Origin of the sequence: Paraburkholderia kirstenboschensis, from assembly GCF_032806925.1 — a bacterium.
GTDB classification, from domain to species: domain Bacteria; phylum Pseudomonadota; class Gammaproteobacteria; order Burkholderiales; family Burkholderiaceae; genus Paraburkholderia; species Paraburkholderia kirstenboschensis.
In genome coordinates this window covers 1,694,299-1,713,106 of sequence record NZ_CP136511.1, presented here as the reverse complement: position 1 = coordinate 1,713,106, position 18,808 = coordinate 1,694,299, and the positions used below count along the sequence as shown (strand labels likewise).

Sequence of the window (18,808 nt, the reverse complement as noted above, 5' to 3'; positions counted from 1 at the left end):
CGGGCAGGCTACCTCACGCGCCTGCCCCGTGATCCCGTAAGTGCATTTTCGCCAATCCGATCGTGCGGCGCCACGCGTTGCATGCGGACGCGTGCGTTCGTCATTTTTCGCCACATTGGTTGTCTTTCTTTCACACGTCGCCTTGGTACCGGACACGGTCCCTATCACGGCGTCGTTTCCAAACCTGCAAATGCATTGAGGAGCACGATCATGGCCAATCTGGCACAGGAACCAGCCGAAAACGATCTCGATCTATCGACCGTCGCCATTCCGGAGAACGCCCGCATGCCGGCGTTTTCGCTCACGATGGCTTGGTGGGCGGTTTGCAGCGCGGTGTTCTACATTGTGGTCGGCGCGACGCTTGCACTCAATTACGGTGCGCGCAACGCCTTGATCGGGATGTCGCTTTCGGTAGTGTCGTACGGTCTTGTCAATTCCATCATCAGCCGCTACGCGGTTCGTACCGGCCTGTCCGTCGCGCTATTTTCGCGGGTCCTGTTTGGCAGCGCGGGCGCTGCGCTCGCCACATTGATCTTCTTCGCGACTGCGATCTACTACGCGGTATTCGAAGGATCCGTGATCGCCGTTGCGGCGCATAACCTGTTTCCTGTGCTCGACTACCGGTGGGCGGCGCTGATCGTTGTTTGCTACAGCGTGCCGCTCGTGTTCGGCAGTGTGCAGCACTGGCTCGACAAATTCAACGGCGTGCTGTTGCCGTTCTATCTGCTCGGACTGGTCGCTGCCGTCGCGCTGGCTACACATGAATATGGCTACAACGCAGCGTGGCTCGACTTCGGCCCGAAGGGCAGCACACCGGCCAACGGCTGGTGGAGTTGCTTTGTGTATTACATGGGCGTCTGGGTGCTGATGATGTTCACCTTCGACTACGCCCGCTTTGGGCGCAAGGAGGACGCGGGCTACCACGGCCGCTTCAACTTTGGCATGCCGTTCTATCTGGTCACGTTCCTGCTGAACGGAGCTGTCGGCATCTATCTGGTCAGCACGATTCCCGGCCTCGGCACACTCTCTGAAGTATCCGTTGTACTTGCGCTGCTCAAGCTGATGGGGATCTGGGGCCTGCTGTTCGTGTGGGTCACTCAGTCGCGCATCAACACCGCGAACTACTATCTCGCTGCCATCAACATGCAGGCTTTCTTTCAGAAAGTGGCCGCCCTTCGCGCGCCGAAGTTCGTGTGGGCACTCGTCGTCGGCGCTGTTATTTATGCCTTGATGATGGCCGACGTATTCTCGAAAATCCTGCAGGCGCTGGCGTATCAGGGAATCTTCGTGGTCGCGTGGGTCGGTGTGGCGCTCGCACACATCCTTTCAACACGCTACGACGAACTGATCGGCAGCGAAATCGAATGCCGCGATTCGCATGTGCCTGCTTTCAATCCGGGCGGGTTGACCGCATGGTTTGCAGGTGCGTTCGCCGGCCTTGTATTGATGAATGTGCCGGGACAGGTGCAGTCGTTCTCCGCGCCAGCAAGTTTTGTCGTGTCCTGGCTTGTGTATCGGGGCATGCTCGCTTCGGCTAAACGAACATGGTTCGTGCGTGGCTAGAACATAGGCAGACATCGGAAGGCGGCCAAGCCGCCTTTCAGAAACTTATATCTCGGGGTTTGTGCAGGGTGCTTAGCCATTAGGAGGCGGTGACGGCTTGCGGAGCCTTGCCGATCCAACGCCATTTTTGTGTTTTTCACGCTGTGGGTAGAACTTGCAGTCGGCACCTGCGGTTCACACTCAGCAACCGACTGCACAGATTAATAAACTGAAGCTCAGCGTCTCACCATCCACCGTCTCACCATCCACCGTCTCTCGTTAGTAGACCAGGGGCGCTCGCATGACTCGTCATATCGGACGAAAGTGGCCGGTCTGAGCTGCTCAGCCAGCGTACGCAAAACAGTTGCCGCGTTGAACACCCTAACAGGAAATTTTGATGTTAGTGGTCACGGGCCGGGCGCAGTGGCCGGAATCCACCGCGCCGCGCCTTCGGATCCTCACGCCACACGTAATCGCCTGTCAGGTTGATGTGCTCCCAGCCGAGTGGAGAAAGGTATGGTAGTAGCGTTGCGTCGGCCGACTCGCCCCGGGCGGCCATTGCCTGCACGGCCCGCTGCAGATAGACGGTGTTCCACAGTACGATCGCCGCAGTCACCAGATTCAGGCCGCTGGTACGGTAGCGCTGCGCTTCAAAGCTTCGATCGCGGATTTCACCGAGGCGATAGAAGAACACTGACCGTGCGAGTGCGTTGCGGGCCTCGCCCTTGTTCAACCCGACGTGAACGCGGCGACGCAGTTCGACGTTTTGCAGCCAGTCGAGGATGAACAATGTGCGCTCGATTCGCCCGATTTCGCGCAACGCCACGGCGACGCCATTCTGCCGCGGATAGCTACCGAGCTTGCGCAGCATTAGCGACGGTGACGGTGCCTTGCCTGATTGATGTCGCCAGGCGCAGCACTTCGTCCCAATTCCTCCGGATATGGTTCTCGTTATATGAGTCGCCAATCATCGAGGCCAGCGCGGGATAATCCTTGATGCTGCCCGGCACGTACAGCTTCATGTCATGCAGATCACGGATGCGGGGCTGATGCATCTACTCGGCATCAGCGCGAAGACGTGATCCGTGAAACCATTGGTATCGGTGTAATGTTCCTTGATGTGTAGATCCGACTCGTGATATAGAAGCCCGTCGAGCACGTAAGTTGAATCGCGCACACCGACATTGACGAGATGCGGATAGAACGGTGCGTACTGGTCGGAGATGTGAGTGTAGAACATCCTGCCGGGCTCAGTGCCGTACTTCGGGTTCACGTGCCCGGTACTCTCAGCGTGACCGCCCGCCCGGAAGCGTTGACCGTCCGACGACGAGGTGCTGCCGTCGCCCCAGTGGATTGCGAACGGATGCGCGAACTGTGCGTTGACCAGTTCGGCCAGGGCCTGGGAATAGGTTTCGTCGCGGATATGCGAGGCCTGCAACCACGACAGCTTCGCGTAGGTCGTGCCCGGGCATGCCTCTGCCATCTTGGTCAGCCCAAGATTGATCCCGTCGGCCAGAATCGAAGTAAGCGGCAACGTCTTGTCCTTCGCCGTCTCGTCGGTCTTCAGGTGCGTGAAGTGACGGGTGATCGGTCCACGCATCGACTTCCATCAATAGTTCGGTGATTTTCACGCGCGGGAGCATGAGCGACGTCTGGTCGATCAGCGCTTGGGCAAGGTCGGGTACCGCCGCGTCGAGCGGCGTGATCTTTAGCCCCGCTTCAGTGACGATGGCGTCCGGCAGATCGTTTGCAGCGGCCAACTGGCTGACGGTTTTCAGCCGCTCCTCCGCAACTGCCGCCGCTCGTTCAGGTAGTGGTCGCAGTCAGTGACGATAGGCAACGGCAAAGTATCGTGCCGCCTGATTTCCTCGAACTTGTCCGCCGGCAGCAGATACTCGTCGAAGTCCTTGAACTGCCGGGAGCCCTGTACCCAGACGTCGCCCGCGCGCAGCGCATTCTTCAGTTCGGACAGGGCGCACAGTTCATAGTATCGGCGGTCGATACCAGTGTCGGTCAACACCAGCGGTTTCCATCGTGGCTTGATGAAGGCAGTCGGCGCATCGGGTGGCATCCTGCGTACGCCCTCGTTGTCCATCGTCCGGATCGTGTTGATGGCAGCGAGCACGTCAGTGGCCACCGGTGCCGCGCGCAGTTTCAGGACTTCGAGAAAGGCTGGTACGTATCGTCGCAGCGTCGAATAATGGTCGCCGATCTGATGCAGGAAGTCGAACGCTTCAGGCTGGGCAAGTTGCTCGGCCTCGCTGACGCTTTTCGTAAAGGCCTCCCACGACATGATGGATTCGATTGCGCCGAACGCATCATCGCCGCTTTCCTTCGCCTTCAGGAGGGCCCGGCCAAGCTTCCCGTAGAGTCTCACCTTGTCGTTGATCGCCTTGCCGGATCGGTGAAACTGCGCCTGGTGCTTCTTCTTCGCCGCATTGAATAATCGGCCAATGATCCGGTCATGCAGATCGACGATCTCGTCGGTAACCGTTGCGCTAGCTTCCATGACGATCGCCGCCAGTGTCGCGTGACGTCGTTGCGTTTCGAACTTTGCAAGATCGTGCGGCGTCATCTGCGCGCCTTCCCGTGCGATCTTGAGCAACCGGTTCCGGTGCACCAGCCGGTCGAGGCCTGCGGGCAGGTCGACGGCATGCAGGATTCGCAGACGGTCAATATGTTGCAGCATCTGGCGAGAACTTGCCTTACCAGGCGGCAGGCGCAACCACGCGAGCCAGGGCATCCGACCATCCGCCCGGCGCTGCAGCAACTGGTCGAGGCGTTGCCGATGGTCATCCGACAGTGATTCAGTGAGCACGCCGTAGATCCGGCGCGTCGCACGCGTAACCGCTTCCGCACAGACGCGCTCGATGACACTTGACCCGGGAACCAGTATTGCCAGTCGGCGCAGGTGCTCAAGGAGCGCCTGCGCGAGTACGATGCCTTTATCAGTCTGCATCGCAAGGTCGACGAGCGATTGCACCGCCGGACGATATAGTCGGCTACCGTAAGCAGGCGCATTTGCAGGGCCGCCTGCAGCTCGAGCGCGTGTTCACATTTGGGGTGTTCTCCAGCATTGCGAGAAGGTCTTCTTTGGCGAGCACCAGTTCACACAGCTTGCGCGGTTGGTCGTCTTCGCCCATCGTCATCACATCGACGAACATAAGTGACCGAGATGGAATGGACACCGCCCTCCCTCCGGGGAATTGGGCCGATAGAGGGCCTCCAGGACCGAACGGCATCAATGTGCCAAAGTGGGAGTTGCGACACAACCACTTAAGGAACGGAGGCCCCAGATGAATGCTACGACATACGGACTCGATATTGCAAAGCGGGTGTTCCAGATGTACTGGGTCGACGCCCAAACTGGCGAGATCGCGAATCGGAAGTTCGGACGCGACGATTTAATTGCATTTCTGGCGCAGCGCCCCGCTGGTCGCGTCGCCCTCGAAGCTTGCGGAAGTGCTCACTGGTGGGCGCGCAAGATTCGCGCGCTCGGACACGAGGTGGTGCTATTACACGCCCAATTCATTCGACCTTTCGTGCAAACGAACAAGACTGACGCGGCGGACGCCCGGGCAATCTGGACTGCGGTGCAGCAACCCGGCATGCGCACAGTTGCCGCCAAGACGGAGGATCAGCAAGTGATGCTAAGCCTTCATCGTATGCGCTCGTTGCTCGTCAAATTTCGAACGATGCAGATAAATCAGCTGCGTGGGCTGCTGTATGAATTCGGCGCTACGTTTCGCGCAGGACGCGTAGCAGGACTCGACGAGATCAGGGAGCGCATGGCAGAACTCGAAGACACCCTGCCAAGATCGATACTTCTTAACCTTCTCGAACAGTTGCGTCGCATCAACCTGCTTGACGAGGACATCGATCAACTCGAGAAGCGGATTGGCGCCTGGCAGAAACACGAAGCGGCATATCGTGCGATCTCCGAAGTGCCGGGTATCGGCCGCCTGACTGCAACGGCGCTGGTGGCTACAATTGGAGATGCGAAGACATTCAGGTCGGGGCGCGAGTTCGCTGCGTTTCTGGGACTTGTTTCTCGTCAGAATGGTACCGGAGGAAAGATACGGCTGGGCTCGATCTCCCAACGTGGCGACCCATACTTGCGTACGTTGCTGATACATGGGGCGCGTTCTGTTCTGTGTCACACCAAGGTACCAACCGCATGGCAAAAGGCAATACAGGTGCGACGTCCAGCAAATGTAGCAACAGTGGCCATGGCGAACAAAATGGCACGAATCGCTTGGGCGATCCTCGCTCACGGGACTTCGTATGAAGCGCATCATGTGAGCAACAGACCTGCATAACAGGACGAGCACTTTGAATCGTTGTGGAACTGGTAGGTTGCTAAGGTTGATTTCAATGTGATGGCGAGACAGGTCGGACCGCAGGAACGCAAACCTGAACACAGTCTTGTGCTTCAAGCACGTGACCGAGATGAGGACGTTCCTGGCGAATTCCATCAGGGCCCGCAGCTTCGGCTTGCAAAAGGCCGCATATAAGACCGCAGCCGATACCTTGTTCACGTATCACAAAGGATCAACTTGGCAAACCGGGCGGTGTCCATATAAGGCTGTGTGAATACGCCATGATCGCCTAAACTGGATTAACTCATTCAGCCTGGGTGACCGGATGAAGCGATTCATAGAAGGTGAAGATCGCAAGCAGGTGACGCTGCTTCCAGAGTGCCTCGATGACTTCGTCGCCGAGGACAATCCGGTCAGAATCATCGAGGCGTTCGTTGAAGAGCTTGACCTTGAATCACTGGGCTTCGATGGAGCGATGCCATCGACTACAGGTCGCCCGTCATATCATCCGGGCGTGCTGCTGAAGATCTATATCTACGGCTACCTGAACCGGATCCAGTCGAGCCGCCGCCTGGAACGTGAATGCCAACGCAATGTTGAATTGATGTGGCTCACCGGCCGTTTGGCGCCGGACTTCAAGACCATAGCTGACTTCCGCCGTGACAACGGCACCGGCATCCGCAACGTATGTCGCCGCTTCGTTATCTTATGCCGCGAACTGAAGCTGTTCTCGCAAGCGCTCGTTGCCACCGACGGTAGCAAGTTCAAGGCAGTCAACACCCGCGATCGCAACTTCACAGAGGGTAAGGTCGACAAGCGTCAGAAGCAGATCGAGGAGAGCATCCAGCGGTATCTGAACGCGCTGGAGACTGCCGATCGTACGCAACCCGCTGAGCTGGAAGCGAAGACGACCCGGTTGCAGGACAAGATCGCACGCTTGCGCGAGCAGATGCGAAACCTTGATCAGATCAAGGAGCAACTCAAGACGCAGCCTGATGGCCAACTCTCGATGACTGATCCCGACGCGCGCTCCATGGCGACGAGCGGCAAAGGCTCGGGAATGGTCGGCTACAACGTACAGGTGGCAGTAGACGCCAAACACCACCTCATCGTTGCTCACGAGGTCACAAACTCTGGCAGCGACCGGGCGCAACTCAGCCCCATAGCGAAAGCTGCACGCGATGCGATGGGCAAGACCAGACTGCGCGCAGTCGCCGATCGTGGCTACTACAGCGGGCTTCAGATCAAAGAGTGTGCGGATGCCGGGATCGCGGTAATGCTGCCGAAACCCACGACATCGAGCGCGAAATGCCATGGTCGATTTGATAGGGCTGACTTCATCTACATTGCGCGGGACGACGAATACCAGTGTCCAGCCGGTGAACGGGCAATCTACCGTTTCACAGGAGAGGAACACGGTATGCAATTGCGCCGTTACTGGAGCAGCGCCTGTCCTCATTGCCCAATAAAATCTCAATGCACGCCAAGTCCATATCGACGAATCACCCGATGGGAGCACGAGTCGGTGTTGGAAGGTGTTCAACGTCAAATCGACAAAACGCCAGAGGCGATGACGATACGCAGACGCACCGTCGAACATGTCTTCGGGACGTTCAAGCACTGGATGGGGTACACGCACTTCCTGACACGCCGGATGCCCAACGTGGGGACCGAGATGAGTCTGAACGTGCTTGCCTACAACCTCATAAGAGTGCTGAGAATCCTGGGATTCCAAAGGACAATGAAAGCGATGCGGCTGGTGGGTGCCTGAGTACCCATCGACCGTAAAAACAAGCTCACAATCGCCAGTTAAAGGGCGCTAGACCCCTTCAGCAGTTCGTCATCGCCGAATGAACCGTCAACATGCAAACCGCCACACGTGTGATGCGAGGTCGGAACCGCGTGCATTGAAACTCTCTTGGCGTTTCCACACAGCCTGGACCCGTTGCGGACGGCGGTGGCACTATCTGAGAACTGCAACCAGCGGCCGGACACAGCACAACGCACCTTGCGGGAAATCAGATCGAGGCGCTTACGGTTTGCCGCACGGGGCGACCCGTTGAATGAACAAGAGCGCCGGTTTTTCTTCATTGCCTCCCTCGCCGCGCCAATCACGCGACAAGCACGCGCTAGCGATACCTCAACGGGCTCGGGCGCGCTTTTCGTGTGAGTTGTGATATCCGCCTTTTCCATACTTCGATGTTACTGGAAATGCAGCCGCCCATTTGTATCGCGCGCGAGCCGCGCTTCATCGAACAGCACGGTCAGCGCCGGCACGGCGGTGTCCCATTCGGTCAGCGTCGGCATCGCACCGAAACGGCGCAGCGCACGCTCGTAGAGCGGCCAGACATCGGATGCCACGCGCGGACCGTGATCGTCAATCACAACGTCTTCGGTCACATGAGCCTGAGTGCGAAGGCGGAGGCATTAAGTTCATCAGGCAGCAAAGACAGTGGTGAGCGCAACGGGAACGTGGAGCAACCCATACGTGCCGGAATATCCCGGACAGGCGGACTTCGAGGGCGTCCAGGTGCATTCAGCGCGCTACCTGGGGCAATCGTCCTTTGCGTGCAATTTCTGGCGGCCATGCCCGCAGAGCCCCGTCCAGCAAGGATCCGCTGTGCTGCAACATTTCCTCGAAACACACATTCACCAAGCCTCTGATAAACAAGCGTTCTTAGACACTAACCGCCAGAAATTGAACGAAAAGGACGATTACCCCACCTTCCACATGGCCAAGCAGCAAAGCAACTGGAAAAGAAAGCCGCTCACACGCCGGGTCAAGAGTGAGTGGGCTCCGCTCTTCGTCGCGTTCCTTGCCCACCGAAAGATGGAGGGTGTTACTGGTGCCGCGCGTTTCTTTACGGTTGGTTCGAGCTACGAAGCTGTGCACGGATTGCCGCCCCCGTGTGGGACCTTGGGCGGCGTTCATAAGGCCGCATGCCGAGGTTATCGTCCGGCGCGTGAAGGCGACGTTGCCGAGCGCACCGATGCGCCGCTCGGCAGGTTACCGGCGTGAGCAAAACCTGCACAATTGTCTTGTTCAACCCCACGGCTTACTTCAAACGCCAACACGTTCAAACGATACTATCGAGCAGGTCCAGCAATGCGTCTCCATCTACAGGCTTTCTGAAGAAACCTAATGCGCCTCTCTGCAGAAAGTAGGCTTCCGTATCCTGGCCCGGCTTTCCTGTGATGGGCGTCGTTGTATCAGAATGAACTGTTCTCTCGAGCATTTGAATGCCGTCAATCGGCCGCATTCCGAGGTCCGTGATAACGCATACGAGGCCCGCGTAGCCGTCGGCAAAAAAATCTTGTGGAGATTCGTAGGCCCGTGTTCCATACCGGCCAGAGGCAAGCAGGTTCGCAAGAGACATCAAAACGCGCCGATCGTCATCAATTACGGCAACGGTCCGAACCGAAGGCGTGGGGATTTTTTTCTCCGGGTCATCGAGTCGAACAAAGAATGAGCGTGAGCGTCAGACATCGAACGTGGTCGTCGACGCTGTTTCGAGCTGCAGTTTGCTTGCCTGCCTGACCAGCGTGGCAAATGAATCGGCCTGCATTTTTCTCATGATCTTGCCGCGATGTACCTGTACGGTGTATTCGGTGATACCAAGAACTGCGGCCGCCTGTTTGTTGAGCAGGCCGCCTCCGAGTAACGGTAAAAGCTCCTGCTCACGAGGCGTCAGCGATTCGTAAAGAGCCCGGAGCGCCGCTGTATCTTCCGCCTGCTTGCGAAGAACGTGCGCCCTGGCGAGTGCCGCATCAACCGCGCGCATCAACGTATCTTCATCGAGGGGCTTTGTGAGGAAGTCAACCGCCCCGCCCTTCATGGCCAAGACCGTGGACGGCACATCTCCCCTCCCGGTAATGATAATGACGGGAATCGGAGATTCCATGCCGACAAGCTTCTGGACTTCCAGCCCACTCATGCCTGGCATTCTCAGATCCAGGATCAGACATGCAACGCCATTCTGACGTGGTCTGTCCAGAAACTCTCTGCCGGAGTTGAATGCGTGGACGTCTCTTCCGTTTGCGCGCAGCAGTGCAGAGAGTGCTTCTCGCACACGACTGTCGTCGTCGACCAGATACACCAATTCGGTTGCCGATACCATGGAACGCCTCGGGCAGCAGGTGAAAGCCTATCCTATGAAGGCCCCTCACGCGGTGGGCCGCCAAAAGAACTATAGCGGCCGAAATCGTCTGACGTTAGCACGGGCAGCCGTGTTGCGCACTACATGAATATGTAATAGCACCGCCAGACGCGAAGCTATAGATTTATCTTTTCACTGCGGCGTCCCCGGACGGGCATCAGTGCCGTCAGCCCGGCCATGCTACGCTGGCTGTGTGGCGTACACGCTCGAACCTTCCCGCTTTCGCCACGCCCGGCGACAATGTTAAGTCGAAGGCCTGCATGAGGGCTCCGGCGCGTCGGATGCAGTGATCGGGGACGAATACAACGAAATGGATCCTGTGACGCTGACCGCGCCTCTCCCCACCGACGCTCGGTCAGGACTCACCGCAACCCGGCAATCACCACTTTTCGACAACCACGGTCATCTGTGCCAACGGGGACGGGTTTATCTTGGACGGCTAATAGTTTGAATTCTCTGATACTCTTTCGGCGGTCGTAATGATTCGATCGTAGGCGCTCGATCATCCCCAGCCAGCCTGCCGGACCCGGCCTTCCAGCGTTTTCGCGAAGTACAAGAACGGCGTCCTCATGAACGCGTCGTAGGCAGGCCGCTTATGACTTGGGCAAGCATCAGAATGGACCGGCATTCCATGAACCAGATCGAACCCGATGTAGATCGCGCTCCGTGGCTCCGCGAGCGCGACCGAACAGTGCTTGTTCCCGACGATTCCGGCTACAAGCTCCTGGACGGTCTCCTCGATGCGCCGATCGACTCCGGAATCTTCCTGCGCCGCGCCATCGGCATCGCGTCGGCGCTGGCCACAGTCCACCGGAGCGGGCTCGTTCACAAGGACGTCAAACCGGCCAACATCCTGGTGAATCCCGATAGTGGTGAAGTCAGGCTCACGGGTTTTGGCCTCGCGTCGCGGCTCACGCGAGAGCGTCAACGGTTGCCCCTGCCGCCCGAGTCGATCGCCGGTACGCTCGCCTATATGGCACCGGAGCAGACCGGGCGGATGAATCGGTCGGTCGACTCCCGCAGCGATCTCTACGCGTTCGGCGTGACGCTCTACCAGATGCTCACGGGATGTCTGCCATTCACTGCTGTCGATCCGATGGAATGGGTGCACTGCCACATTGCGAGAAAGGCAGTGCCGCCCCACGAGCGTGTGGCCCACCTGGCACCGGTCCTTTCCGCGATTGTGATGAAGCTGCTCGCCAAGACGGCGGATGAGCGCTATCAGACCGCGGCAGGCGTTGAAGCGGACCTGCAACGCTGCCTTGCGCAGTGGGAAACCGAACGACGCATTGGCGAATTCCCGCTCGGCGAGTTCGACACGCCAGACCGCCTGATGATTCCCGAAAAACTGTACGGGCGGTCGCGCGAGGTCGAGACATTGCTTGGCGCCCTCCAGCGCGTCGTCGAAAGGGGGGCGCCAGAACTGGTGCTGGTCTCAGGATATTCCGGCATTGGCAAGTCGTCCCTCGTCAACGAACTGCACCCGGTGCTGGTGCCTCCGCGCGCGCTCTTCGCCGCCGGCAAATTCGACCAGTACAAACGCGACATCCCCTACTCGACACTGGCGCAAGCCTTCCGGAGTCTGTTACGGCCGCTGCTTGGCAAAAGCGAGGCGGAGCTTGCGACGTGGCGCGACGCCCTTCGGGAAGCGCTCGGGCCGAACGCCGGACTCGTTGTGGATCTCGTTCCCGAAGTGGCGCACATGATCGGACAGCCCGCGCCAGTCCCCGAGTTGCCTCCACAAGACGCGCAGCGCCGGTTCCAGCTCACGTTCCGGCGGTTCATTGAAGTGTTCGCCCGGCCAGAACATCCGCTGGTGCTCTTCCTCGACGATCTGCAATGGCTCGATGTGGCAACGCTCGACCTGATGGAAGACCTGTTGACGCGATCCCATCCGCGCAACCTCATGCTGATCGGCACGTATCGCGACAACGAAGTCACGGCCGGGCATCCGCTGATGCGCAAGCTGGACGCTATCAAGGCCGCTGGCGGCAAGGTGGAGGAGATCACGCTCACGCCGCTTGCCCGGGAGCATCTCGAACAGTTGATGGCGGACGCGCTTCGTTGCAGGCCGGAGCGGATCGCGCCGCTGGCGTGGCTGGTGCATGACAAGACCGCCGGAAATCCGTTCTTCGCCATTCAGTTCATTTCTTCCCTGACAGAAGAGGCGATGCTTGTCTTCGATCATGATGCGGCGCGCTGGTCATGGGACCTCGATCGCATCCACACAAAGGGTTATACCGACAATGTGGTGGAGCTCATGGTCGGCAAGCTGAGCCGCCTGTCAGACGGAACGCGGCGAGACCTGCAACTGCTTGCGTGCATTGGAAACAGCGCCGAACTCTCCCTACTGGAAACAGTGTCCCAGCGCAAGGGAGACGATCTCCATGACGGGCTTTGGGAAGCAATTCGTGCCGGCCTCATTACCTGCACGGAGCATTCCTGCGGCTTCGTGCACGACCGGATTCAGGAGGCGGCGTACTCGTTGATTCCGGAGGAGGCGCGTGCGCAGATCCATCTCCGGATAGGCAGGCTGCTCGCGGAATGCACCCCGTTGGAAAAGCTGCCGGAGATGATCTTCGAGATCGTCAACCAGCTCAACCGCGGTACACACCTCATCACGTTACAGGACGAGCGCGAGAAGCTCGCCGGGTTGAACCTGATCGCCGGCAAGCGTGCGAAGGCCGCATCCGCCTACGCCTCTGCGCTGACGTATCTGCGCGCCGGCGCAGCGCTGCTGCGGGAGGATGCGTGGGAGCGCCAGCAGGAGCTTGCCTTCGCCCTGGAACTGCATGGGGCCGACTGCGAGCTCTGGATGGGGGGACTGCCGGCCGTGGAAAAGCGTCTCGCAGCGCTTGCCCCGCGCGCTGCCGACACGGTCCAACGAGCGGCCGTCGCGAGCCGGCGCGTGGATCTTTACACGATGCTCGGGGACTGCGATCGTGCGGTCGCTGTCGGTCTGGAATATCTCCGCCATGTGGAGATCGATTGGGCAGCCCATCCCACCCCACAGGAAGCGCATCGCGAGTACGAACGGATCTGGTCCCAGCTCGGAAGTCGTCAGATTGAGGAAATCATCGACCTGCCGCTGACGAACGATCCGGAGTGTCTTGGTACGCTCGACGTGCTCATCAACCTGGGCGCCCCGGCGTTATTCACCGACGGGAATCTGTACGCGCTCACCGTCTGCAGGGCGGCGAATCTCAGCCTGGAGCGTGGCAACAGCGACGGTGCACCCGCGCACTACGTCGCGGTTGCGCTTATCGCCGGCGACCGCTTCGGCCATCACGACGCAGGTTATCGACTTGGAAAGGTCGCCTGCGATCTGGCCGAACATCGCGGATTGACGCGCCTGGGAGGAAAAGCCTACCTGCTCTTCGCACTCGTGGTGCCGTGGACACGACCGCTGCGGGAGGGGATCGATCAGGCCCGACGTGCCTTTCAGATGGCGAACGAGCAAGGCGACCCGACGTTTGCTGCCTACGCCTGTCGCACGTTCAGTTCCGATCTTTTCGCTGCGGGCGATCCACTCGATCAGGTTGAGCGTGAATCAGAGCAAGGCCTGGAGTTTGTGCGCACGGTACGGTTCGGACTCGCTGCCGACATGATTGTGCCCGCGCACACACTGGTCCGCACACTCCGTGGCGAAACCGCGAAATTCGGCTCGCTCGACGATGGCTCGTTCACGGAGCGCTCGTTCGAGGCGCGCCTCACCGGTCATCCGGCTCAGGCCATGCCTGAATGTTTCTACTGGATCCGGAAGCTGCAGGCGAGATTCTTCGCTGGCGACTACGCATCGGCTGTCGATGCCGCGGAAAACGCGGAGGGATACTATTCGACGGCCACGTCGCTTTCAGTGATGCTGGTGGAGCGAGCGGAATACCATCTCTATGCCGCCCTCTCCCGTGCCGCCTGCTGCGAGCCCATGGGTCCCGATCCGTATGCGAAGCATCGGGATGCGCTGTCGGCACACGAACAGCAACTCCGGGCATGGGCTGAAAACTGCCCACAGAACTTCGAGGATCGCGCGGTGCTGGTCGGCGCAGAAATCGCACGCATCGAGGGCCGCTTGCCCGACGCAATGGATCTGTACGAGCAAGCGATTCGCTGTGCGCGTTCGAATGGCTTTATCCAGAACGAGGCGCTGTCGTACGAACTGGCTGCCCGCTGCTACGCGGCACGCGGCCTTGAGGAGTTTGCGCATCTCTACCTGGGAAACGCACGGCGTGCCTATCTGCGATGGGGAGCCTTGGGGAAGGTGCGACAGCTCGATCAGCTCCATCCCGCGTTGAGGCAGGACGATCGTGCCCCGGCCCCTGCAGTCACGATCGACGCGCCGGTCGAACATCTGGATCTGGCTACGGTGATCAAGGTGTCGCAGGCGGTGTCGGGTGAGATCGTGCCGGAAAAGCTCATCGAATCGCTGTTGCATACGGCCATCGAGCATGCCGGCGCGGACCGTGGGCTGCTGATCCTGCCGCGTGATAGCGAATTCCTGATCCAGGCGGAGGCGAAGACTTCCGGCAGCTCCGTTTCGGTCAGCCTGCGCGAGACGCCAGTTGCCGCGGACGAGCTTCCCGACTCGGTGGTACGTTACGCCGCGCGTACCCGGGAGATTGTGATTCTCGACGATACTTCAGTCCCGAATCCGCATTCCACTGATCAGTACATCGCTGCACAGGCCGTCCGGTCGGTACTCTGCCTGCCTTTGATGAAGCAGGGTGCGCTGGTTGGGCTGCTGTACCTGGAAAACAGGCTCGCTTCAGGCGTTTTTACGCCAGGCAGGATTTCTGCCCTGAAGGTGCTCGCTTCCCAGGCGGCGATTTCGCTCGAAAACAGCAGTCTGTACGGTGAAATCCGGGGACGGGAAGCGCAGATCCGCCGGTTAATCGACGCCAACATCGTCGGGATTATCTTTGGGGACCAAGGTGGTCAGATCTTCGAGGCCAATGACGCGTTTCTTCGCATGGTCGGATACGAGCGCGAGGATCTCGTCGCGGGTCGCTTGCGGTGGACCGACCTGACACCTCGCGAATGGCTCGAACAGCAGCAGGAACAAAACTCGCAGCAGTTCAGGCGGACCGGCAGCGTGCCGGCCTTTGAAAAGGAATATTTCCACAAAGATGGCAGCCGGGTGCCGGTGCTGATCGGCGTGACCGCTTTCGACGAGGGCTGCGAGCGCGGCGTGGCCTTCGTCGTCGACATGACGGAGCGCAAGCGCGCGGAGGCGGAGCTGCGGCGCAGCCGCCAGTACCTGGCGGAGGCGCAGAAGGTCAGTCACACCGGAAGCTGGGCATGGAGTCCCGTTTCAAATGCCATTCTGTACTGGTCGGACGAGTGTTATCGCGTCCACGGCCACGACCCCGCGAAGGGCCTGCCCTCGTTCGAGCGATTGGTCGAGGACGTTCATCCTGACGACCGTGCCCGAATCGTGGAAAGCTTCACGAAGGCCGTGCGCGATGGTGCTGACTGGGAACTCGAGTACCGACTCAGGAACTTTGATACCGGAGTGAGAACCCTCCGTTCCGTGGGAAATCCGGTTCTGGACCGCTCGGGCCAGGTGATCGAGTACATCGGCACCGTGATCGATGTCACGGAGCAGAAGCGTGCAGAGCAGGAGCGAGAGGAACATCTATGGTTCCTTGAGTGCATGGACCGCATCAACCGCGCGATGCAGCGAACGAACGAGGTCGAGGGCATGACGCGCGGCGTGCTTGAGGAGGCACGGGCAATCTTCGATTGCGATCGCGCCTGGCTGGTCTATCCCTGCGATCCCGATGCGCCGACGTGTCGCGCGTTGATGGAGCATACGCATCCGGACTATCCGGGCGTCTTCGCGCTCGACCATGAGCTGACGGTGGACGCCCGGACGGCGCAAACCCTGCGCGACATGCTGCACACCCCAGCGTCGGTGGTGGATCCAGGCATCCCGCCGGAGGTTCGCGAGCGGTTCAACATCCTGTCGACGATCGCGATTGTGGTGCGTCCCAGGGGCGACAGGCCGTACCTGTTCGGGCTGCATCAGTGCTCGCATGTACGCTCGTGGACTACCGTGGAGCAGCGGCTCTTCGAGGAGATTGGCCGGCGCCTGGAAGACGCGTTGACGAGCGCGCTCGCGCACCGCAACCTGCTCGCCAGCGAGGAGGCGCTGCGCGCGAGTGAGGAACGCTTCCAGACCCTGGTCGATCACGCGACGGATGCCATTTTTCTGTACGACGACGAAGATATCGTGATCGACGTCAACCGTCAGGCCTGCGAGGCGCTGGGTTATACGCGCAAAGAGCTCATCGGCATGGGTACGTGTCAGTTCGACCCCGACCTCTCGCCGGAAAAGCTCCAGTGGATCAAAGAGCGACTGCGCGAGGACGGAAGTGCGACGTTCAACGCCCGTCACCGCCGCAAAGACGGAAGTCTCTTTCCCGTCGAGGTGCGTGCGCGGACGTTCAACCGCGGTGGGCGCCTGTTCGCCATTGCACTCGCCAGCGACATCACCGAGCGCAGGCACCGCGAGCAGCGGCAGTTCGCGCAATTCAGCGTCACGCGCACGCTGTCGGAAGCGGGCTCGCTCGAAGAGGCGGCACCGCACATTCTGCGCGAACTGTGTGAGGCACTCGAGTGGGATCGCGGCGCATTCTGGTGCGTTGATCCGGAAGCGGGCGTGCTGGTGTGCGTGCAAACATGGCCGTCGGACACCTTCGCGCGTGCCGGTTCCGGGTTGCTGTCCGCGACGGGCGGCGTCGGCAAGGAGCTCCCCTGGAGAGTGTGGTCGAGCGGCGCACCTGCATGGATTCCTGACATGGCACTCGATCGGGAGTTCCAGGAGGAAGCGGCCGCGAAGGAAGGGCTCCGCGCGGCCTTCGCCTTCCCGGTCATGCTCAGGACCGGTGTACTGGGCGTGATCGAATTCTTCAGCCGCGAGGCCCGCGACGCCGATCCCGAACTCCTGCGGATGATGACCTCCGTCGGCTACCAGATCGGGCAATTCATCGAGCACACGCGAGCGGAAGACGCGCTGCGACTTGCGCGGGAAAAGCTTGTGCAGGCATCACAGATGGCGACTGTTGCCGAGCTGTCCGCGTCCATTGCCCACGAAATTAACCAGCCGCTGCAGTCCGTGGTGGCCAACGGGCAGGCGTGCCGGCGCTGGCTCGCTGCAACGCCGCCCGACATCGACAAAGCCCGACTCAGCGCCGAAGCCATGGTCCGTGACGGATATGCCACAGCGGACGTGATAAGCCGTATTCGCGCGCTGTTCCAGCGCACGACTCCTGCGAAGGTCGATCTTGACATCAACAAGCTGATACTTCAGGTCTGCACACTGATGGATAACGAAATCCACGGAAACCTGATCTTGCTCGAGACCCAGCTAGCCCAGGACGTGCCGATGATCAGAGCCGACGCAGTGCAGATTCAGCAGGTGATCGTCAACCTTGTGCGCAACGCCATCGAGGCGTTCTCAGCGACGGTGGAACGACCGAAGTCGCTAGCGATCCGCTCGCGGCGCGATCGAGACAACGTGGTGGTCGACGTTGAGGATGAAGGCATGGGAATCCCGAATCTGGAGACGATATTCGAGCCATTTACCACCACAAAGGAAACGGGCATGGGCATGGGGCTGGCGATCTGTCGGTCGATCGTCGAAGCACACACCGGCCGTATCTGGGTCGTGCGCAACGAGATCCGTGGCGTGACGTTCAGCTTCAGCCTTCCGACCGGGCCGTCGGATGCGACGTGAAACCAGTGACCATACTGCTTCATGTCCTCGATCGATTGGACTACCGGCGACAGTGTTATTCACCGTCCGAACATAAGCATCTTCAACGAGCGCGATTCACGACCAACCCTCCCACTTCTGGATTGCATGCATCGAGCCTTCTGCTGAAAGCACGTTTTGGGCCGCTACGCGACTAGTCGCGGCGATGCGCACCGCGGTGTATGCAGGAGTTCGGCGACGAGGTGCCCGACGTTTGGGACGCGCATTTCAACCGCGCAGTCGGACGTGAGAAGCTCCACAAGTGGTCCCGTACACTTGTCCCGAAGTCGGCTCCAAATTTAGGTCGATGTAGACTTTGCGAAGCATGAATGCTCCCTGACGTATATGCTTTTGTTGGACCGGAAACTCCCTTAGTCGAGCACCGAACATGGGCCTTATACACGAAGCGACGACCTTTTACGAACAGTAGGCGTACGGCGTTGTAGAGACCTACGATGTACTGGTTGATATCGCGCACGCGATCGGGCACCTCCGCGCGTTGCCGGCGCTGCAGCCGCAAATCGCCGACGACATTGCAGGCCTGTACGCTGGATGCGCCCAACGACTACGAAGCGGTGCTGGCCTGGTTGGCGCCTCTCGCTGGGTGCGCTGCTTCGCTTGCTGATCGATCAGCGCTACCTGCTTGCTAACTTTTTCGCTGGCATCAAGGTGCACGGCCGCACGCGCATCTCGCCACTCGTGTTCAGGCGGAATGTCATTACGGCCGACCATCCTGCGGTCGCCGACGAGCTGTGGCGCTCCAGCCCGCACTGGACGAGGCATACCCATGCCACCCATGCGCTCGCGGTCGAGGCGCCTACCGTAAGGAGGCTGAGCGCCTGATCCGGTGGGCGATCGTCAAGCGCGGCCGCGCCTTCATCACTGACCTCTGAAGATGCCATCGCGTACGGGAGCAGGGTTGACCGCAAACGGCCGCCAGTGGGAGGAGTGTGCGGTCGCGGCGGAGCGGGCAATTACGAGCGACACGGTGATTTCCAACGGGACGCATTCCAGCCAAACTTGAATTTTTCATGTGC

9 protein-coding genes and 1 pseudogene are annotated in these 18,808 nt (G+C 59.9%); 6 read left to right on the top strand and 4 right to left on the bottom strand.

Annotation, left to right across the window (positions count from 1 at the left end):
• The first annotated feature begins 210 nt into the window (after positions 1 to 210).
• Positions 211 to 1,563 carry a purine-cytosine permease family protein gene (locus RW095_RS08325; protein ID WP_317015628.1) on the top strand — a complete coding sequence of 451 codons (1,353 nt, stop codon included), beginning with the start codon at positions 211 to 213 and terminating at the stop codon, positions 1,561 to 1,563.
• Positions 1,564 to 1,942: 379 nt separating this feature from the next.
• Here the strand turns inward: RW095_RS08325 and RW095_RS08320 are convergent.
• A pseudogene (locus RW095_RS08320) lies at positions 1,943 to 4,611 on the bottom strand (Tn3 family transposase); the annotation flags it as partial.
• A gap of 227 nt (positions 4,612 to 4,838) precedes the next feature.
• On the opposite strand from RW095_RS08320, the gene RW095_RS08315 reads away from it, so the two are divergent.
• Entirely contained in the window at positions 4,839 to 5,861 is a 1,023-nt protein-coding gene (locus tag RW095_RS08315) for an IS110 family RNA-guided transposase (RefSeq protein ID WP_317015627.1), read from the top strand.
• Positions 5,862 to 6,186: 325 nt separating this feature from the next.
• A complete protein-coding gene (locus RW095_RS08310; protein ID WP_317015625.1) occupies positions 6,187 to 7,632 on the top strand; it encodes an IS1182 family transposase in 1,446 nt (481 codons plus the stop codon).
• Between the two features lie 431 nt (positions 7,633 to 8,063).
• Here the strand turns inward: RW095_RS08310 and RW095_RS08305 are convergent, their stop codons facing one another.
• Positions 8,064 to 8,261 carry a multinuclear nonheme iron-dependent oxidase gene (locus tag RW095_RS08305; RefSeq protein ID WP_317015624.1) on the bottom strand — a complete coding sequence of 66 codons (198 nt, stop codon included), beginning with the start codon at positions 8,259 to 8,261 and terminating at the stop codon, positions 8,064 to 8,066.
• A gap of 220 nt (positions 8,262 to 8,481) precedes the next feature.
• Between RW095_RS08305 and RW095_RS08300 the strand changes: the two genes are divergently transcribed.
• Positions 8,482 to 8,880 carry a hypothetical protein gene (locus tag RW095_RS08300; RefSeq protein ID WP_317015622.1) on the top strand — a complete coding sequence of 133 codons (399 nt, stop codon included), beginning with the start codon at positions 8,482 to 8,484 and terminating at the stop codon, positions 8,878 to 8,880.
• A 58-nt stretch (positions 8,881 to 8,938) separates the two neighbouring features.
• Here the strand turns inward: RW095_RS08300 and RW095_RS08295 are convergent, their stop codons facing one another.
• Both RW095_RS08295 and RW095_RS08290 read right to left on the bottom strand, forming a co-directional pair.
• Complete coding sequence (locus RW095_RS08295) at positions 8,939 to 9,262, bottom strand: response regulator (RefSeq protein WP_317016655.1); 324 nt, start codon at positions 9,260 to 9,262, stop codon at positions 8,939 to 8,941.
• 78 nt (positions 9,263 to 9,340) lie between these two features.
• Positions 9,341 to 9,979 (bottom strand): response regulator transcription factor, encoded by a 639-nt coding sequence (locus RW095_RS08290; RefSeq protein WP_317015621.1) that lies wholly within the window; start codon positions 9,977 to 9,979, stop codon positions 9,341 to 9,343.
• A 670-nt stretch (positions 9,980 to 10,649) separates the two neighbouring features.
• Here RW095_RS08290 and RW095_RS08285 point away from each other — a divergent pair.
• Both RW095_RS08285 and RW095_RS41405 read left to right on the top strand, forming a co-directional pair.
• Positions 10,650 to 17,753, top strand: coding sequence for a PAS domain S-box protein (locus RW095_RS08285; RefSeq protein ID WP_317015619.1), 7,104 nt, complete (start codon positions 10,650 to 10,652; stop codon positions 17,751 to 17,753).
• A 636-nt stretch (positions 17,754 to 18,389) separates the two neighbouring features.
• Positions 18,390 to 18,614: a hypothetical protein gene (locus tag RW095_RS41405; protein WP_394365082.1), complete on the top strand. Its 225-nt coding sequence runs from the start codon at positions 18,390 to 18,392 to the stop codon at positions 18,612 to 18,614.
• Positions 18,615 to 18,808: the final 194 nt, after the last annotated feature.

Excerpts from the sequence above, each read along its gene's own strand:
- RW095_RS08290 (WP_317015621.1), bottom strand. The coding sequence starts at position 9,979 with ATGGTATCGGCAACCGAATTGGTGTATCTGGTCGACGACGACAGTCGT.
- RW095_RS08315 (WP_317015627.1), top strand. The coding sequence starts at position 4,839 with ATGAATGCTACGACATACGGACTCGATATTGCAAAGCGGGTGTTCCAG.
- RW095_RS08325 (WP_317015628.1), top strand. The coding sequence starts at position 211 with ATGGCCAATCTGGCACAGGAACCAGCCGAAAACGATCTCGATCTATCG.
- RW095_RS08310 (WP_317015625.1), top strand. The coding sequence starts at position 6,187 with ATGAAGCGATTCATAGAAGGTGAAGATCGCAAGCAGGTGACGCTGCTT.
- RW095_RS08285 (WP_317015619.1), top strand. The coding sequence starts at position 10,650 with ATGAACCAGATCGAACCCGATGTAGATCGCGCTCCGTGGCTCCGCGAG.